Raw genomic sequence first — 14,994 nt, 5'->3', positions numbered from 1 at the left:
AAACCCTATTTTACTATAATCAGATAATTATTATCAATACTTAGGCAAACGGTAGAGGGATTTTTATCAACGCTAAAAGGATAAAAATAAATGAAGGTCGAATTTAAAGATATTTTACGCGCAAACGAGCAAGAAATAGCGCAAAATTTGGTGCGCTACGGGCAAAGCGCGTGGCAAGAGCAAGATAGAAAATGCAAGGTCGAGTTTTTTAAAGGCACAAGCGGCGCAAGCTACTGCAGGAGCGAAATAATCTGCAACAAAAGCGTAAAAAGACGGCTTGAAAGGAGCGCTGGCTACTGCTTTTTGCTCTTTAACGACGCAAGAGGGGACGCCGGGCTTAAGGCAGGTAAAAAAACTTTTTGTCTAAAGGCCGGAGAGTTTTGGACGGGGCGCGTAGATAGCGGATTTGAGGGCATTTGCGAGTATCAAAGTAATAGCTACGCCGGGCGATGCATCGTGCTAAAAAACGAGCTGGCCAGCGAGCTAGCGGCTTTTAAAAATCTAGGCGAAGAAAACGAAATCTGCATCCAAACAGCTAAGATAAATTTAGCCCAAAACCTGATTTTGCGAGAGCTTTTAACCGCGAGCGAGTTTGAGGGCAAGATGCGCGAAATCTTTATGGAAGCTAAAATTTTAGAGCTAATCTACAAAAGCCTAGGCGCGCCTAAAACGCCCGAAGCCGATGAAAAAAAGCGCGATTTTGGCGACGAATACGTAAAAATTTTAAACAAAGCAAGGCAAATTCTACTAAGCGACGTCCAAAATCCGCCCAGCATAAAGGAGCTAGCAAGAGCGTGCGCGACGAATGAATTTAAACTAAAAACGGGCTTTAAAAGCTACTTTGGCGATACGATCTACGGGCTGCTAGCGACCGAGCGGCTAAACGCGGCGAAAAAACTTTTAGAGCGCGGAGACGTCTGCGTAAGCGAAGCCGCAAAAATCGTCGGATACGCCAGCGCTCCGCACTTTGCAAAGATTTTTAGAGAAAAATTCGGCGTTTTGCCGACGCAAATTTTAAAACAAAAGAAATTTTATACGTAAATTTAACGCTCTTGCGGAGCTTTGGGGGCGTTAAATTAAAATCAAATTTAAACGTATCGGCGCGACTTTTTAAATTTAACGGGCAGTAAAAACGGCGGTAAATTTTAAAATTTAAAAGCGTCAAATAGCTTACCGGAGTCGGTTTTACGCCTAAACCCGGCCTAAATTTACAGCAAACGGTACAAAAAACCAAATTTAAAACGCCGCGCGATAAAGCCGTAAATTCTGCTAAAATACGGCAAAAACAAAGGTCAAAATGCTTCTTTACGTCCACATCCCCTTTTGCGAGAGCAAATGCCCCTACTGTGCCTTTGGTTCGGTGGTGGGCAAACGAAATTTAACGAGCGCGTATTTTGATGCGATGATTGCGGATTTTAGGGAGCAGATTTTAAAATTTGACGTAAAAAACGGCGAGATCGAAACCGTTTTCATCGGCGGAGGGACGCCTAGCGCCGTAGACGCGGGCTACTACGAGCGGCTATTTGAGGCTATCGCGCCATATCTAGCAAAGGACGCCGAGATCACGACGGAGGCAAATCCGAACTCGGCGAGCCAAAAGTGGCTCTTTCAGATGAAATCATACGGCGTAAATCGCGTAAGCTTCGGCGCTCAAAGCTTTTTTGAAGATAAGCTTAAATTTCTCGGGCGCATCCACGACGCGAGGCAGATCTACGAAGCCATCATAAGCGCCAAGACCGCGGGAATAGAAAATATCAACGTAGATCTCATCTACGGAACAAAGCTAGACTCCAAAAAACGCCTCGAGCAAGAGGCGCAAAATGTCCGAAATCTAGGCGTTTCGCACGTCTCGGCATACTCGCTAACGCTTGAGGAAAATACCCCCTTTGCCGGCAAAATAAGCTACGCAAAAGATAGCCCGAGGCTGGCGAAATTTATGATAGATCGCATCGAAGAAACTGGGCTAAAACAATACGAAATCTCAAATTTCGGTCAAATTTGCAAGCATAATCTAGGCTACTGGCAGGGCAAAAACTACCTTGCCATAGGCGCTTACGCAGTCGGATTTTGGCGAGATCATCGTTTTTATAACCCCTCAAATTTAAACTCCTACGTAAAAAATCCGCACGCTAAAAAAATAGAAAATTTAAGCGCAGGCGAGCTAAATTTAGAGCGGATATTTTTAGGCGCCAGAAGCATCGTCGGTATCTGGCAAAATAGCCTAAACACGGAGCAAGAGCAAAGAGCGCTACTGCTAAAAAAGAGCGGGAAATTAAAATTTAAAAACGGGCGGTATTACGCCGAAAATTTCATCACCGCGGATGAAATTTCTTTATTTATCGCGGGCTGATTTATGCAAATTTGAGATAAAAAACGATAAAATGAGCGCTTTAAAATAAAATTTAGGATAAAAAAATGTTTGGCATGAGCTTACCCGAGATCATCGTCATAGCCGTCATCGCGGTGCTATTTTTGGGGCCCGATAAGCTTCCTAGCGCGATGGTAGAGATAGCGAAATTTTTTAAAACCGTCAAAAAAACGGTCAATGACGCAAAAAGCAGCTTCGATCAAGAGATAAAAATCCAAGAACTCAAAGAGGACGCGAAAAAATACAAAGAAAGCATCGCAAAAACCACCGAAACGGTGCGAAAAAAGCTCACCTTTGAGGAGCTTGACGAGCTCAAAAAAGGCGTAAGCGACGTCACTAGCGGCATCACGGACGGCCTAAACGACGTAAAAAAGAGCGTCGAAGCGGTCAAAAACCCGGGCGAAGCGGTCAAAAACGCCGTTTTAGGCGATAACGAGAAAAAAGAGGCGTAATGTTTGAAGAGCTAAAACCGCATTTAGTAGAACTTAGAAAAAGGCTTTTCATTAGCGTCATGACTGTGATCGTGATGTTTGTAGTGTGCTTTAGCTTTTGGAATCAAATTTTAGACTTTATCATCGCGCCGCTGCAAAACACCCTGCCAGATAACCAAAAAATGGTCTTTCTCGAGGTGCAAGAGCCCTTTTTCGTAGCGATGAAGGTGGCGTTTTTTACAGGATTTTTACTCTCGTTGCCGATTATTTTTTGGCAGTTTTGGCTCTTTGTAGCGCCTGGACTCTACGAAAACGAGAAAAAGTACGTAATCCCGTTTGTTATTTCGGCCACTTTTATGTTTTTAGTTGGCGCGGCGTTTTGCTACTACGTCGTCGTTCCTATCGGTTTTGCATTTCTTATAAATTTCGGCCAACAGCTATTTTCCGCGATGCTAAATATCGGCGGCTACGTCGGCTTTTTTACGAAACTGGTCATTGCGTTCGGTATCGCGTTTGAGCTTCCCGTTATCACATTTTTCCTCGCTAAACTCGGCCTAGTCGATGATAAGATGCTCAAAAACTCCTTCCGCTACGCTATCGTCGTGATTTTTATATTTGCCGCGGTTATGACGCCTCCGGATATCCTCAGCCAGTTTTTGATGGCGGTGCCTCTCATCGGTCTTTACGGGCTTTCTATCTTTATAGCCGCCCGCGTAAATCCGGCTAAAAACGAAGAGCCCGACCAGGAAACCGACGAAGAAAAAGAGGACGAATAGTCATGAAAGCAAGTAGGCTAGCCAAATGAGTCAAATTTTAAATCCAAACTCGCTTGACGCCTACGACTACGAGCTACCGCCGGAGCTAATCGCCAATTTCCCAACATTTCCTAAAGAGGACGCTAGGCTACTAGTCTACGAGCGAGCTAGCGAAAAAATCTCTCATCTAAAATTCGGCGACTTGCCTGAAATTTTACCGACTTGCGATATTATTTTTAACGATACTAAAGTCGTAAAGGCTAGAATTTTCGGCAAAAAAGATAGCGGCGGCGAGACGGAGCTTTTGCTAAACTCTCCGCTTGCGGACGGTAAATTTAGCGTCTATATAAAAGGCAAGGTCCGCGCGGGCAGCGTTTTAAATTTCGACCGAAATTTGACCGCCGAGGTTTGCGAGCTCTTTGAGGACGGCTCGCGCACGGTCAAATTTAGCCAAAACGGCGAGCCTTTGGACACGGCCGCGCTTTATAAAATCCTATCTCACATCGGTCACGTACCTCTGCCGCCTTACATCAAACGAAGCGACACCGAGGATGATGAGAGCTGGTACCAAAGCGTGTTTGCCAAAAACGAGGGCGCGGTGGCGGCTCCGACGGCAAGCCTGCATTTTAGCGACGAGATGATCGCGCGTCTAGCAAAAGACCGCGAGATAGCCTACCTCACGCTGCACGTTGGCGCGGGAACGTTTAAGGGCGTGGAGAGCGAGGATATCACGCAGCACAAGATGCACGCGGAGTTTTACGATATCCCGCAAGATACGCAAAATTTAATCAACTCAGATAAACCGATCCTGGGCGTGGGCACGACGGTGACGCGCTGCGTGGAGGAGTTTGCAAGAAACGGCAAGTCTAGCGGCGAGTGCAGACTGTTTTTAAATTTAAATAATAAACCGATCCGCCAAAACTACCTGCTTACGAATTTTCACCTGCCAAAATCGACGCTAATCATGCTCGTTACGAGCTTTGTCGGGCTTGATCAGACTATGCGGATTTACAAAACCGCCGTGGAGCAAAAGTACAAATTTTACTCCTACGGCGACGCGATGCTGGTTATATAGCCGTGAGTTTCGCGTATATTTTCCTGATTTTCGCCGCGTTTTATATAGCGGTTTTAGGCGGTTGCTATTTTATGGATAAATTTAGAAGGTCAAACGGCGTGATAAAAAAAGAGACGATTCAAAAAGGCAAGATGAGCGAGACGCAAGAATCTGTCGAGGCAAACGCGCTACCAAAAGTCGATATAGCGGGCGGTTTGCTGTTTTTAGCCTCATCGCTAAATGAGGACGCGCAAAAAAACACGAACTACGTACTGCCAGACTACGACATCGCCTATCCTAGGCTGTTTTACGCAGATATAGCCGCCCTTGCAAAGCTCATCGACGCGATGGCTCAAATTTTCCTTTTAAACGTCTCAAACTCGACCGTTACGATCAAATTTTTACTCTCGAACTACTATAAAAATAACATCAAATTTACCCTTAGCGTCCACTGCGACCACGACTTTTTTACAAGCAAAAGCGCGCCTCGCGTAAACATGAACGCTCAAAGCCGCAAATTTTACGAAACGGCAATGGCGCTAGCCGAGCAAAACGGCTCGAGTATTAGATTCGAGTTTGATCACGGAGTGCGCGCTAGCACCGAGATTTCGCTACGTCTGTGCGACGACAAGCTTGATCTCATGCAAAGCTTTAAGATAAAAAATTCCAAAAATTTTAGCGCCCTCGTTGCCGAGCCCAATCCGCACTCCTTTAATATCATCAAAAAAGATCTCGAATTTATCGGTATCGACGTGAAGCCAAGCAACGAGTGGAGCATCGTAAAACGCCACATAGAGGATATGATATTTCGCCCAAACGTCGTCTTTATCGAGGAGAGCCTGCTGTGCGAGATAGACGGCGCTCTATCTACGCTTTTGATAGAAAAAAAGATCGCGCTAGTCGTGCTAAAAACCACGAACGCGGCGATAAATTTAAACCCGAAAATCCGCGTCTGGACGCTAGTTCAGCCCTATCTCTCCGACACTCTCGTGCGTATCTTAAACGAAACTTACGAATTTGAGACGCAAAACGGGGATAAAATTTAGCTTTTTGAAATTTTACCCGTTTTTTGAGCCTGCAAGTCCTTTCATTTCATTTTATAACGTCAAATTTGATCTAAAACCGCTACCGCCAAAATGATATAATAAACCAAAATATCGGAGGCAAAAATGAATAAAATAACCTGCATCTGCCTAGGCGTGCGAAGCATGCAAAGGGCGCTGAAATTTTACAGAGACGGCCTAGGATTTAAGACGGATTGTAAAGACGACGACCCGCCGGTATGTTTTTTCAACACGTCGGGGACCAAATTTGAGCTCTATCCGCTAGACGCGCTGGCGCGAGATATCGACGAAAACGATCCGCCCAGGGGCAGCGGATTTGGCGGCATCACGCTAGCCTACAACGTAAAAAACAAAGAGGACGTAGCTAGCGTCATAGAGCTAGTAAAAAAGGCGGGCGGCACCATCGTCAAGGAGCCCCAAGATACGTTTTGGGGCGGATACCACGCGTATTTTGCCGATCCGGACGAATACTACTGGGAGGTTGCTTGGGGGCCCGGTTTTAAATTTGACGAGGACGGACTGCTCAAATTTTAACTAGTTGCGGCGTCAAAGTGCGCTTTATTTTGTCCGTCCACTTACCGCAAAGATAAATTTTAGCAGCCGCAAAAAGGTAAAATCATGAAAGATATAGTCGTGTATATACACGGTAAAGGCGGAAGCGCGCAAGAAGCGGCCCATTTTCAACCGCTTTTTGCAGATAGCGACGTGCTAGGATTTGATTACGAAGCGCACACGCCGTGGGAGGCGAAAGAGGAATTTGCGCCGTATTTTGAGTCTATCCTTAAAAGCCGCAAATTCGTGACGATCGTAGCAAGCAGTATCGGAGCGTTTTTTGCCATGCACGCCTTGCGGGACATGCGTATAAAAAAGGCGTATTTTATCTCCCCTATCGTAAATATGGAAAATTTGATCCTAAACATGCTGTCGCGGGCAAACGCGAGCGAAGAGGAGCTGCGAGACAAGGGCGAACTGAGCACAAAATTTGGAGAAAAACTTTCGTGGAGATATCTTTGCTACGTTAGAGAACATCCTATCTTTTGGACGGCGCCGACGCATATTTTATACGGCGAAAACGACGATCTAACATCTTTTGAAACGATTTGCGAGTTTGCAAACCAAATCGGCGCAACGCTTACCGTCATGAAAAACGGCGAGCATCGATTTGGCACGGCGGAGCAAATGCGGTTTCTTGATGATTGGATACGGCACTATAGCCGGTAGCGGCGCCTAGCTGGAAGGCAAAGAAACATTTACACCGAGTCCGTGCGGTCAAATTTGACTCGAAAATCCGCCGATCAAGCCGCTTTTAAATTTTTAAGCAAAAATCTCAGCTAAATTTACAGCAGAGGCGTAAAATAAGCTCAAATTTTACTCGCCGTCCGCGCTAGCAACGACCAGCCAAGACGGCCCAGGCGTAACCCTAGCGCAAAACTCAAATTTGCCGCCGTTTTACCGCACGTCAAACTGCCTCAAAGCCCCAAATACCGCTTTAAAATAATCATCGCAGCGATGCTGTCCAGTCGTCCGTCGCGTCTGCCCTCGGCGTAAATTTCGCTCGCCTCAAAGCTACTCATCGCCTCGTCCTGATAGACCACTTCGCCGTCAAATTCAAGCAGCGACACGAAGTGCGCGATCCGTCGCCGCATCTCGTCCTCGCTAGATCCCCCAAGCGGCACGCCCACGACCAGCTTTTTTGCTCCGTATTCGCGCAAAATGGCGCTAACGTCGCGCGCGGCTTGATTGCGATTTTTGCGCAGTACGGGCGTTTGCGGCATCACGGTTTGCCCGACGGCTAGCGCCACGCCGATACGTTTTAGCCCCACGTCGATGGCCATTATGCTCATTTTCGTCCTTTAGATTCTCAAATTTAGCTTTTTGTAAAAGTAAATTTAACGGCAGGCAAGCTCAAATTTGACAGTATCGCTCCGTCAAATTTATATCGCCAAACGTCGCTCGGGCGCATTTGATGCCGTTAAGCCGCCAAAATTTACTTCAAATTTTACCGCCGTTTTATCAAAACTCGCGCGACGTAAATTTAAACTCAAAAGCCGCTAATTTTACTCCGCAAACACCGTAAGCCACGATATTCGCAGTTTGCCTTCCAGTTCGTATTCGTAAATTTTATCGCCGAATTTTGCCAAGGCCGCATCAAGGCTAGCGCCATTTTTGCAAAATTTTATCACCTCGTCGTCTTGCGCGGGCGCGGGTTTGCCGCCGAAACGAAGCGCAAATTCGTCAAAATCGTTTATCAAATTTGCCGCGCCACTAGCGACCAGTTCGTTCGTCCCGTCGCTCTCGCCTAGGCGCTGAGGCAGCGTAAATATCGGCACGCCAAGCTCCTTTGCCATGCGCGCGCTTTGCATCGAGCCGCTTCTGGTATCTGCCTGCGCTACGACCAGAGCCTGCGAGAGCGCGACCACGATGCGGTTTCGTTCCAAAAATCTATATGCAAGCGGCGGCTCGCCCGGGTCATACTCGCTAAGAGCTAGCGCGTTTTGGTAGATTTCTTTGATGATTTTGGCGTTGCTTTGCGGGTAGATTTTATTTAGTCCGTTGCCAAAAACGGCGACCGTATGCGGATACGCGCCCTTGTGCGCGGCGATATCCACGCCGATGGCCGCACCGCTAACTACGCAAACGCCGCTGTTTGCCAGCGTCCTAGCTAGCGCCTCTACGCACTGCCTGGTGTAGGCGCTAGCTTTTCTAGAACCCACGATCGAGACCATCGGGCACTCAAGCAGAGTCAAATTTCCCTCGAAATATAGCTTTTGCGGCGGCTTTTTAAGACGCAAAAGGCCGCCAGGAAGCTCGGCTAAGACGTTCAAAAAAGATCCTTTAGATAGACGACCTCGACCTCTTGCAGGAGTTTTGCGCTTTCTTGCAGGACTTCGATCGTGTTTTTGTGCGGATGGCCGATCGCGATGGCGTATGAGCGCTTTTTGGCTAGCTCGACGGCGTATTTTAGCTGCTTTCGCACAGCCGCCTTTGAGCCGTCGTGATCCAAAAACACGTCGCGCGCGATGTATGGCATCGAGTATTTTTTCGCCGCGCCGTAAACCTTGGTCGGCGAGGTCGTCTTGCTATCGACGAAGATCAAATTTTCGTCCCGCATCGCTCGCATCAGCCTATCCATCGCGGTCGAGTCGCTCGTAAAACGGCTGCCGGTGTGGTTGTTGATGTATTTTAGATCCGGAAAGTCTCGCTTGATGCTTTGCAGTTTTTTAGCGATCTTTTCGTAGTCGTCGTTTACCGTGAGAGTGCCGATCTCAGCGCCCTTAAAGCCGCCTAGAGCCTGCATAGGCAGGTGGATCATATAAAAGCTAAAACGCCGCGCCAAAACAGGCGTCTCGGGATGGGCGGAGGTCGCGGGGAAAAAGGACGGCGTGAGCTTTAGATTTACCGATTTTATCGCGTCTGCTTGGTGCTTATACGCCACGTCGTCGATAATGATGACTAGACGCGGCTTGTAGCCCGCTTTTACGGCGGCCTTTACCTCGTTTACCTCGGGTGCGGTTTTTTTATCCGTTTTTTTCGAGTCTGCAATTTTAGCTTTTTCGTCCTTTTTAGGCTTTTCTTTTTCGATCTTTTCTTGCTCGTTTTGCTCGGAGTTTTGCGACGCGTTTTCTGCGTCAAATTTCGCCTCGACCTGCCCCGCCTGATCGTTTGCGTCGCTAAATTCGATATGGATTTTTTCTTTTTTTAGCGCTTGCTCTAGGGGGCTGTTTTGCGCCTGCGGCATAGGCGTATCGTCAAAGATCACGGCTTCGGAATTTGCAAAAATATGCGTTCGCTGAGGCGTTTGCGAGGCGTCAAATTTGACGGTATCGCCGCTATTTTGAGCGGATTCGTTTTTAGAGCTTAAATTTGTCAAATTTAACTCGCCTACCTTTTTAGCGCTCGCCCCGTCCAGCTCGGATGTATCGCGGGAGGCTAAATTTCCGCCCTCAGGCGAGCTTTTATCATTTATCCTCTGCGCGCCCTGCCCGTCTTTATCAAATTTAGCTTGCTCGTTTGGCAAATTTTGACCGTTTTTATCTTCGGCTCTAGCTTTTTCGCCGCAGATTTTTACTTTACCTTTAGCTTCCGCCTCGTCAAAAAGCGCCTTTATATCGGTCAAATTTGCTCTCGAGTGCACGCCCGATGCAGCTTGCGCGTCTTTTATGGTAACTTTTTCGGAGCCGTTTGAGGCCGAAAGGCTCGGTTTATGGCTTAAATTCTGCTTTTGCTCGGGCTCGCTCTTATCGCCGAAATACCGCTCGATTTTAGCGATTAGCACGTTGTCGCTCTTAACTTTAACCCTGACGTCCAGTAGATAAAATGCCCCGACAAGCAAGATACAGGCGATGAGAAAAACGGAAAGTAGTAGCTTTAGGCCGCCGCTAGAGCGCCCCTTTTTGGAGCGCCTTTTCGCGGTTTTTTTTCTAGGTTTCGAGTTCAATTAATTTTTGCTTTGATCGATGAGTTTGCCCGCACTTATCCAAGGCATCATGGAGCGTAGTTTTTTGCCGGTTTGATTTAGCAGGCTTCTTTCGGCGATACCGCGCTCTGCGTTCATGCGTACGTATCCGGCCTTGCGCTCGAGGATGAAGTCTTTTGCAAATTTACCGTTTTGGATCTCTTTTAGGATTTCTTTCATCGCTTTTTTGCTATCTTCGCCGATGACGCGCGGACCGCTCACGTAGTCGCCGTATTCTGCAGTGTTTGAGATAGAGTAGCGCATATCCGCCATGCCGCCTTGATACATTAAATCCACGATTAGTTTTAGCTCGTGGAGGCACTCAAAATACGCCATCTCAGGCTCATATCCGGCATCTACTAGCGTCTCAAAGCCTGCGTTTACCAGCGCGCAAAGTCCGCCGCAAAGTACCGCCTGCTCGCCAAAAAGATCGGTTTCAGTCTCGTCTTTAAATGTAGTTTCTATAATGCCCGTTCTGCCGCCGCCGATCGCGCTAGCGTAGCTTAGAGCTAGTTCTTTTGCTTTTCCGCTTGCGTTTTGCTCTACGGCGATTAGATCAGGGATGCCGCCGCCTCGGACAAATTCGCTTCTTACGGTGTGGCCAGGCGCTTTTGGGGCAATCATGATGACATCGATGCCTTCAGGAGCTTTTATCTGTCCAAAATGCACGTTAAAGCCGTGTCCAAAAGCTATCGCGTCGCCGTCGTTTAAATTCGGCTTTATATCTCTTTCGAAAATTTCAGCTTGAAGCTCATCCGGAGTCAGTATCATTATGACGTTTGCGGCCTTTGCGGCTTCGGCTACGGTTTTTACCTCAAATCCCTTCGCTTCGGCTTTAGCCCAGCTTTTACCGCCCTTTGCCAGGCCTACGATCACCTTTACGCCGCTATCGCGCAAATTTTCGGCGTGCGCGTGTCCTTGCGAGCCAAAACCTATCATCGCCACGGTTTTGCTTCTAATCAAGCTTAAATCGCAATCTTTGTCATAGTAAATACTTACTGCCATATTCTCTCCTCTTAAAAAATTTGTGAGATTATACTACCTAAACACTGAAACAAACTTGACTTTAAGTTTTTTAAAAAGCCTTTTAGTGTAGAATTAGCGATTATAAAATCTCGATATGAAGTGGGAAAAATGAACGAATCAATCTATAAACATATAAAAGCTCTTCCGCCGCTTGACGACACGGTCGTAAAAATCCAAGCCATTTGCAGAAACGAAAATAGCTCAATGAACGATCTATCCCAAGTCGTCGAAAAAGACCCGATGCTAACGGCAAACGTCTTACGCTCCGCAAACTCTCCGCTTTACGGATTTAGTAGGGAGATAACGACCGTTTCTAGAGCGGTGGCGCTGTTTGGCATGGCGACGGTTCGCGGTTTTGCCCTATCAAGCGCGGTCAAAAAAAGTTTTAAGATAAATTTGGATCCTTACGGTATCACGAGCCAGGATTTCTTAAACATCTCTACTATACAAAACGCATTAATGTATAACTGGTACTCGAAAATAAACGCTAGCGATCTTGCGATTTTAAGCCCCGCTTCGTTTATGCTCGAAGTCGGTAAAATCGTCATCTCTAACGAGCTAAATGAATCTGGCAAAGCGGCCGAATTTAAGGCAAATTTGAAAAACATCTCAAATCCTTTCGACCTATCCGAGCTTGAAAACAAAATCGTCGAGATATCAAACGAAACCGTGACCGCTAAAATTTTCGAGCAGTGGAATCTCGAGTCCGAGCTAGTCGATGCGATTTACTATTCAAATAACCCAGATGACGCGCCGGAGCATATAAAAAGCTACTCAAAAGCCCTTAAAGTCGTAAAAAGCGCGGTAAATATATTTAACCAGCTAAACGACGATAATCTGCAAAATACGCTAATGTGCCTCGACGAATACGGCTTTGCGCAAGACAAATTCCTAGAAGCCGTCGCAAAAGTCAAAGCGAATTTGTGAAAGATTTTTTAATCAAACTACTTGACGGAGTGAGCGAAAAGGAAGTCGCCTCCTCCGATAAAGAAATCCTACGAAATTTACTAAATTTAAACGCCGTAAGCCACCACAAAGATCGCTACTACCTAAATAACGGATTTGTTTGCGGTAAACTCGATATAAGCGCAAACGGCACGGGCTTTTTGGCGCCCTACGACAAACGCTTTAAGCAAGATATAATAATAGAAAATAAAAATTTAAACGCCTCGCACTACGGCGATATCGTGCTGGCAAAACTCCTGCCGCTAAAGAAAAAACGCCAAAGCGCCAAGGTCGTGATGACGCTAAAACTCGCCAACGAAACGAGCGTGGTTTATACTAAACAAATAGGCTCGGTAATCCTTGGCGTAAACGTAAAAACTGCGCTTAGCTCGCCGCTAAAAGCCTCGCAAAAATCGCTAAAAATGCTGCCGCCCGGCACTCTACTAAAAATCGGCAACCTAAATAACGAAATAGTCGAGGTTATCGGCAACATAAACGACCCGCTCAGCGACGAAAAAATCTCACTCGCCGTCTTTAACAAAAACGATGAATTTAGCGAGGAGTGCGAAGCTGAAGCGATCGCATGGGGCGACGAGGTCGATCCTGCGATGTACCCGCAGCGAGCGGATTTGCGGGAGCTACCTTTTTGTACAATCGATCCCGTCGATGCCAAAGACTTTGACGACGCGATATATTTTGACGAGAAAAAGCGCGAAATTTACGTCGCAATCGCCGATGTGAGCGAATACGTCACCCCCTACTCTCCGATAGACGCCGAGGCCAAAACGCGCGGATTTTCGATATATTTTCCGCACAAAGCCGTGCCGATGCTGCCGCGAAATTTGAGCGAAAATATCTGCTCGCTCAAGCCAAATGTCGCGCGCCTTGCGTTTTGTTTTAAAATCACGCTAGACGAAAACTGCGAAGTCGTAAAAGAAGAGCTCTTAGAGGCCCTCATCGTCTCAAAAAGACGCTTTAACTACGACGAAGTCGATCAAATTTTACGCGGCGAACGCGAGGATGAAACCGGCTGGATAAAACCTCTTTTTGAGCTTACTTCGCGCCTACGCAAAAAACGCCTGAAAAATGCGTTTGACTTTAGAACACAGGAGCTTCGTATGAGCCTTGACGCAGACGGCGGGCTGGCCTCTACGAGATTTGAGACCGATACGGACTCGCACAGACTCGTCGAGGACTGCATGCTACTAGCCAACGTCGCTGCGGCAAAACGCATCGGCAAAGGCGTTTTTAGAAATCACGGCTCACCGGATCTGCGAAAAATACAAATTTTACTCGAAGATCTCGGCGCTCTAGGTTTTGACTTCGTTTATGAGAGCGATATCGCAAATTTGGTTCGCAAAATCCAGGCCCAAGCCGACGCCGTAGGCAACCGCGAGGAGATAGATAAGCTCATCATCAAATCGCAAAAAAAAGCCGAATATGGTGCGCAAAATTTAGGCCACTTTGGACTGGGATTTGAGCGCTACACGCATTTTACGAGCCCGATCCGCCGCTACTCCGACCTTACACTACACCGCCTTTTAAAGGCTAAATTGCGCAACGACGAGAAGTTTTTCAACTACCTGCTTTTAAATATCGAAGCGACTTGTTCAAATTTAAGCGAACTCGAGCGTGAAGCCGACAGGGTCGCGTTTGACTTTATGGATAGAAAATTTGCGCGCTGGGCAAAAGAGCGCGTCGGACAGCGATTTAACGCCTATATCAGCGAAAATCAAAACGTCGCGGTCGCTAGGCTTGACGACGAGATAAAAGGCGCTAGGATATTTTTGGGCTCGTACAGCGTAAATTTACTGCAAAAAGTCATCGTCGAAATCACGGATGCAAATATCGCAACGGCCGAAATTTTCGGCAAGGTCGTAAAGAAAATCGATGTATAGAAAAGAGCTTGAAGCCGCGCTAAATTCGGCCAAATTTCCAAATAATTTCTTGCTTTACGGTGCGGACGAATACCAAATCGAGCTTTTTGCAAAGGAAATTTTAGCCAAATTTAAAGATTTTGAAATTTTGAGCCTTTACTACGACGAGTACGATTTTGAGGCTGCGCGCGCGCATCTTTGCGAGCCTTCACTATTTGGCGGCAGCCCGCTTTTGCACGTAAAAAGCGATAAAAAAATCCCCGCAAAAGAGCTAAAAACCCTGATAGAGGGTTGCAAAAACGGCGGCGCATTCGTTTTCGAGCTTTTTGAGCCCGACGCCAAAGCGGTTTTTGATACGCAAAAGGCTTTCGGAGTAAATTTTGCAAGATTTTTTAAACCCGGCTCGCCCGAAGAAGCCGTAAATTTACTCGGTAGACAGGCCGCAAAAATGAACCTAAATATTACAAAAAACGCGCTTTTTGAACTCTACCGTATACATAATGAAAATTTATATCTAGCCGCTAGCGAGCTAAATAAACTAGCCTCCCTAAACGAGCCAATAAACGAAAATATCGTAAGAAGCTTGGTCTTTTCGCTATCAAGCGTGAGTTTTGACGATTTCTTCGATAAATTTATCGCGCTAAAAGATATTAGAGCCGATTTTTTCTCCTGCGCGGACGATGGGAATTTTAATGAAATTTTGTTTATAAACTCGCTTTACCGTGCGTTTTTTAGACTCTTTAAACTACATGCGGGCATCAAAATAACAGGCAAATTCGACATCAAAGAAACGCTCGGCTATGCGCCGCCGCCAAACGTCGCAAACGAACTAAAAAGGCAGTGTCTGGCAGTAAATTTAAAAGCGTATAAAGAAATATTTACCGCGCTAAATTTGGCGGAATTTGAGCTAAAAACAAACTCTGCGCTCGATAAAAAAACCTTTCTACTCTCCTGCGTGCTGGGCCTACAAAATCTTATCGGCAAAAACAGCAAATATTAAGTAAAAAAAAGATAAAAT

Annotated in this window: 15 protein-coding genes; 11 read left to right on the top strand and 4 right to left on the bottom strand. The window is 46.5% G+C overall.

Features of this window, described 5'->3' with window-relative positions; all coding sequences use genetic code 11:
• Nucleotides 1-90: 90 nt before the first annotated feature.
• The 8 genes from H7R39_RS07345 (at nucleotide 91) to H7R39_RS07310 (ending at nucleotide 6,893) form a co-directional block, all read left to right on the top strand.
• On the top strand, nucleotides 91-1,041 hold the full coding sequence (locus H7R39_RS07345; protein WP_185898638.1) for a helix-turn-helix domain-containing protein: 951 nt from the start codon (nucleotides 91-93) through the stop codon (nucleotides 1,039-1,041).
• 256 nt (nucleotides 1,042-1,297) lie between these two features.
• A complete protein-coding gene (gene hemW, locus H7R39_RS07340) occupies nucleotides 1,298-2,350 on the top strand; it encodes a radical SAM family heme chaperone HemW (RefSeq protein WP_185898637.1) in 1,053 nt (350 codons plus the stop codon).
• Between the two features lie 65 nt (nucleotides 2,351-2,415).
• The gene (gene tatB / locus H7R39_RS07335) at nucleotides 2,416-2,820 is read left to right on the top strand and encodes a Sec-independent protein translocase protein TatB (protein WP_185898636.1); all 405 of its coding nucleotides are present in this window, start codon (nucleotides 2,416-2,418) and stop codon (nucleotides 2,818-2,820) included.
• Nucleotides 2,820-3,575 carry a twin-arginine translocase subunit TatC gene (gene tatC / locus H7R39_RS07330; RefSeq protein WP_185898635.1) on the top strand — a complete coding sequence of 252 codons (756 nt, stop codon included), beginning with the start codon at nucleotides 2,820-2,822 and terminating at the stop codon, nucleotides 3,573-3,575. Before tatB ends, tatC begins: the two co-directional genes overlap by 1 nt.
• 25 nt (nucleotides 3,576-3,600) lie before the next feature.
• A complete protein-coding gene (queA, locus tag H7R39_RS07325; RefSeq protein ID WP_185898634.1) occupies nucleotides 3,601-4,629 on the top strand; it encodes a tRNA preQ1(34) S-adenosylmethionine ribosyltransferase-isomerase QueA in 1,029 nt (342 codons plus the stop codon).
• A gap of 71 nt (nucleotides 4,630-4,700) precedes the next feature.
• The gene (locus H7R39_RS07320) at nucleotides 4,701-5,654 is read left to right on the top strand and encodes a hypothetical protein (RefSeq protein ID WP_228724755.1); all 954 of its coding nucleotides are present in this window, start codon (nucleotides 4,701-4,703) and stop codon (nucleotides 5,652-5,654) included.
• A 123-nt stretch (nucleotides 5,655-5,777) separates the two neighbouring features.
• Nucleotides 5,778-6,206 carry a VOC family protein gene (locus H7R39_RS07315; protein WP_185898632.1) on the top strand — a complete coding sequence of 143 codons (429 nt, stop codon included), beginning with the start codon at nucleotides 5,778-5,780 and terminating at the stop codon, nucleotides 6,204-6,206.
• Nucleotides 6,207-6,290: 84 nt separating this feature from the next.
• The gene (locus H7R39_RS07310) at nucleotides 6,291-6,893 is read left to right on the top strand and encodes an alpha/beta hydrolase (RefSeq protein ID WP_185898631.1); all 603 of its coding nucleotides are present in this window, start codon (nucleotides 6,291-6,293) and stop codon (nucleotides 6,891-6,893) included.
• A gap of 248 nt (nucleotides 6,894-7,141) precedes the next feature.
• On the opposite strand, the gene ruvX is transcribed toward H7R39_RS07310, so the two are convergent.
• The 4 genes from ruvX to ilvC all read right to left on the bottom strand — a co-directional run bounded on the left by ruvX (nucleotide 7,142) and on the right by ilvC (nucleotide 11,133).
• On the bottom strand, nucleotides 7,142-7,516 hold the full coding sequence (ruvX, locus tag H7R39_RS07305) for a Holliday junction resolvase RuvX (protein WP_185898630.1): 375 nt from the start codon (nucleotides 7,514-7,516) through the stop codon (nucleotides 7,142-7,144).
• Nucleotides 7,517-7,729: 213 nt separating this feature from the next.
• A complete protein-coding gene (dprA, locus tag H7R39_RS07300; RefSeq protein ID WP_185898629.1) occupies nucleotides 7,730-8,497 on the bottom strand; it encodes a DNA-processing protein DprA in 768 nt (255 codons plus the stop codon).
• Nucleotides 8,494-10,110 (bottom strand): divergent polysaccharide deacetylase family protein, encoded by a 1,617-nt coding sequence (locus H7R39_RS07295; protein WP_185898628.1) that lies wholly within the window; start codon nucleotides 10,108-10,110, stop codon nucleotides 8,494-8,496. Before H7R39_RS07295 ends, dprA begins: the two co-directional genes overlap by 4 nt.
• Complete coding sequence (gene ilvC / locus H7R39_RS07290) at nucleotides 10,111-11,133, bottom strand: ketol-acid reductoisomerase (protein WP_185898627.1); 1,023 nt, start codon at nucleotides 11,131-11,133, stop codon at nucleotides 10,111-10,113.
• A gap of 129 nt (nucleotides 11,134-11,262) precedes the next feature.
• Between ilvC and H7R39_RS07285 the strand changes: the two genes are divergently transcribed.
• From H7R39_RS07285 to holA, 3 genes are read left to right on the top strand one after another with little or no spacing between them, the layout of a single operon-like run.
• Entirely contained in the window at nucleotides 11,263-12,081 is an 819-nt protein-coding gene (locus tag H7R39_RS07285; protein WP_185898626.1) for an HDOD domain-containing protein, read from the top strand.
• On the top strand, nucleotides 12,078-13,997 hold the full coding sequence (locus H7R39_RS07280) for an RNB domain-containing ribonuclease (protein WP_185898625.1): 1,920 nt from the start codon (nucleotides 12,078-12,080) through the stop codon (nucleotides 13,995-13,997). The genes H7R39_RS07285 and H7R39_RS07280 overlap by 4 nt, the downstream gene beginning before the upstream one ends.
• Nucleotides 13,990-14,976 carry a DNA polymerase III subunit delta gene (holA, locus tag H7R39_RS07275; protein ID WP_185898624.1) on the top strand — a complete coding sequence of 329 codons (987 nt, stop codon included), beginning with the start codon at nucleotides 13,990-13,992 and terminating at the stop codon, nucleotides 14,974-14,976. Before H7R39_RS07280 ends, holA begins: the two co-directional genes overlap by 8 nt.
• The last annotated feature ends 18 nt before the right edge of the window (nucleotides 14,977-14,994 follow it).

It is taken from the genome of Campylobacter massiliensis (assembly GCF_014253065.1).
GTDB classification, from domain to species: Bacteria; Campylobacterota; Campylobacteria; order Campylobacterales; family Campylobacteraceae; genus Campylobacter_A; species Campylobacter_A massiliensis.
This window is presented reverse-complemented; position numbering and strand designations above follow the sequence as displayed.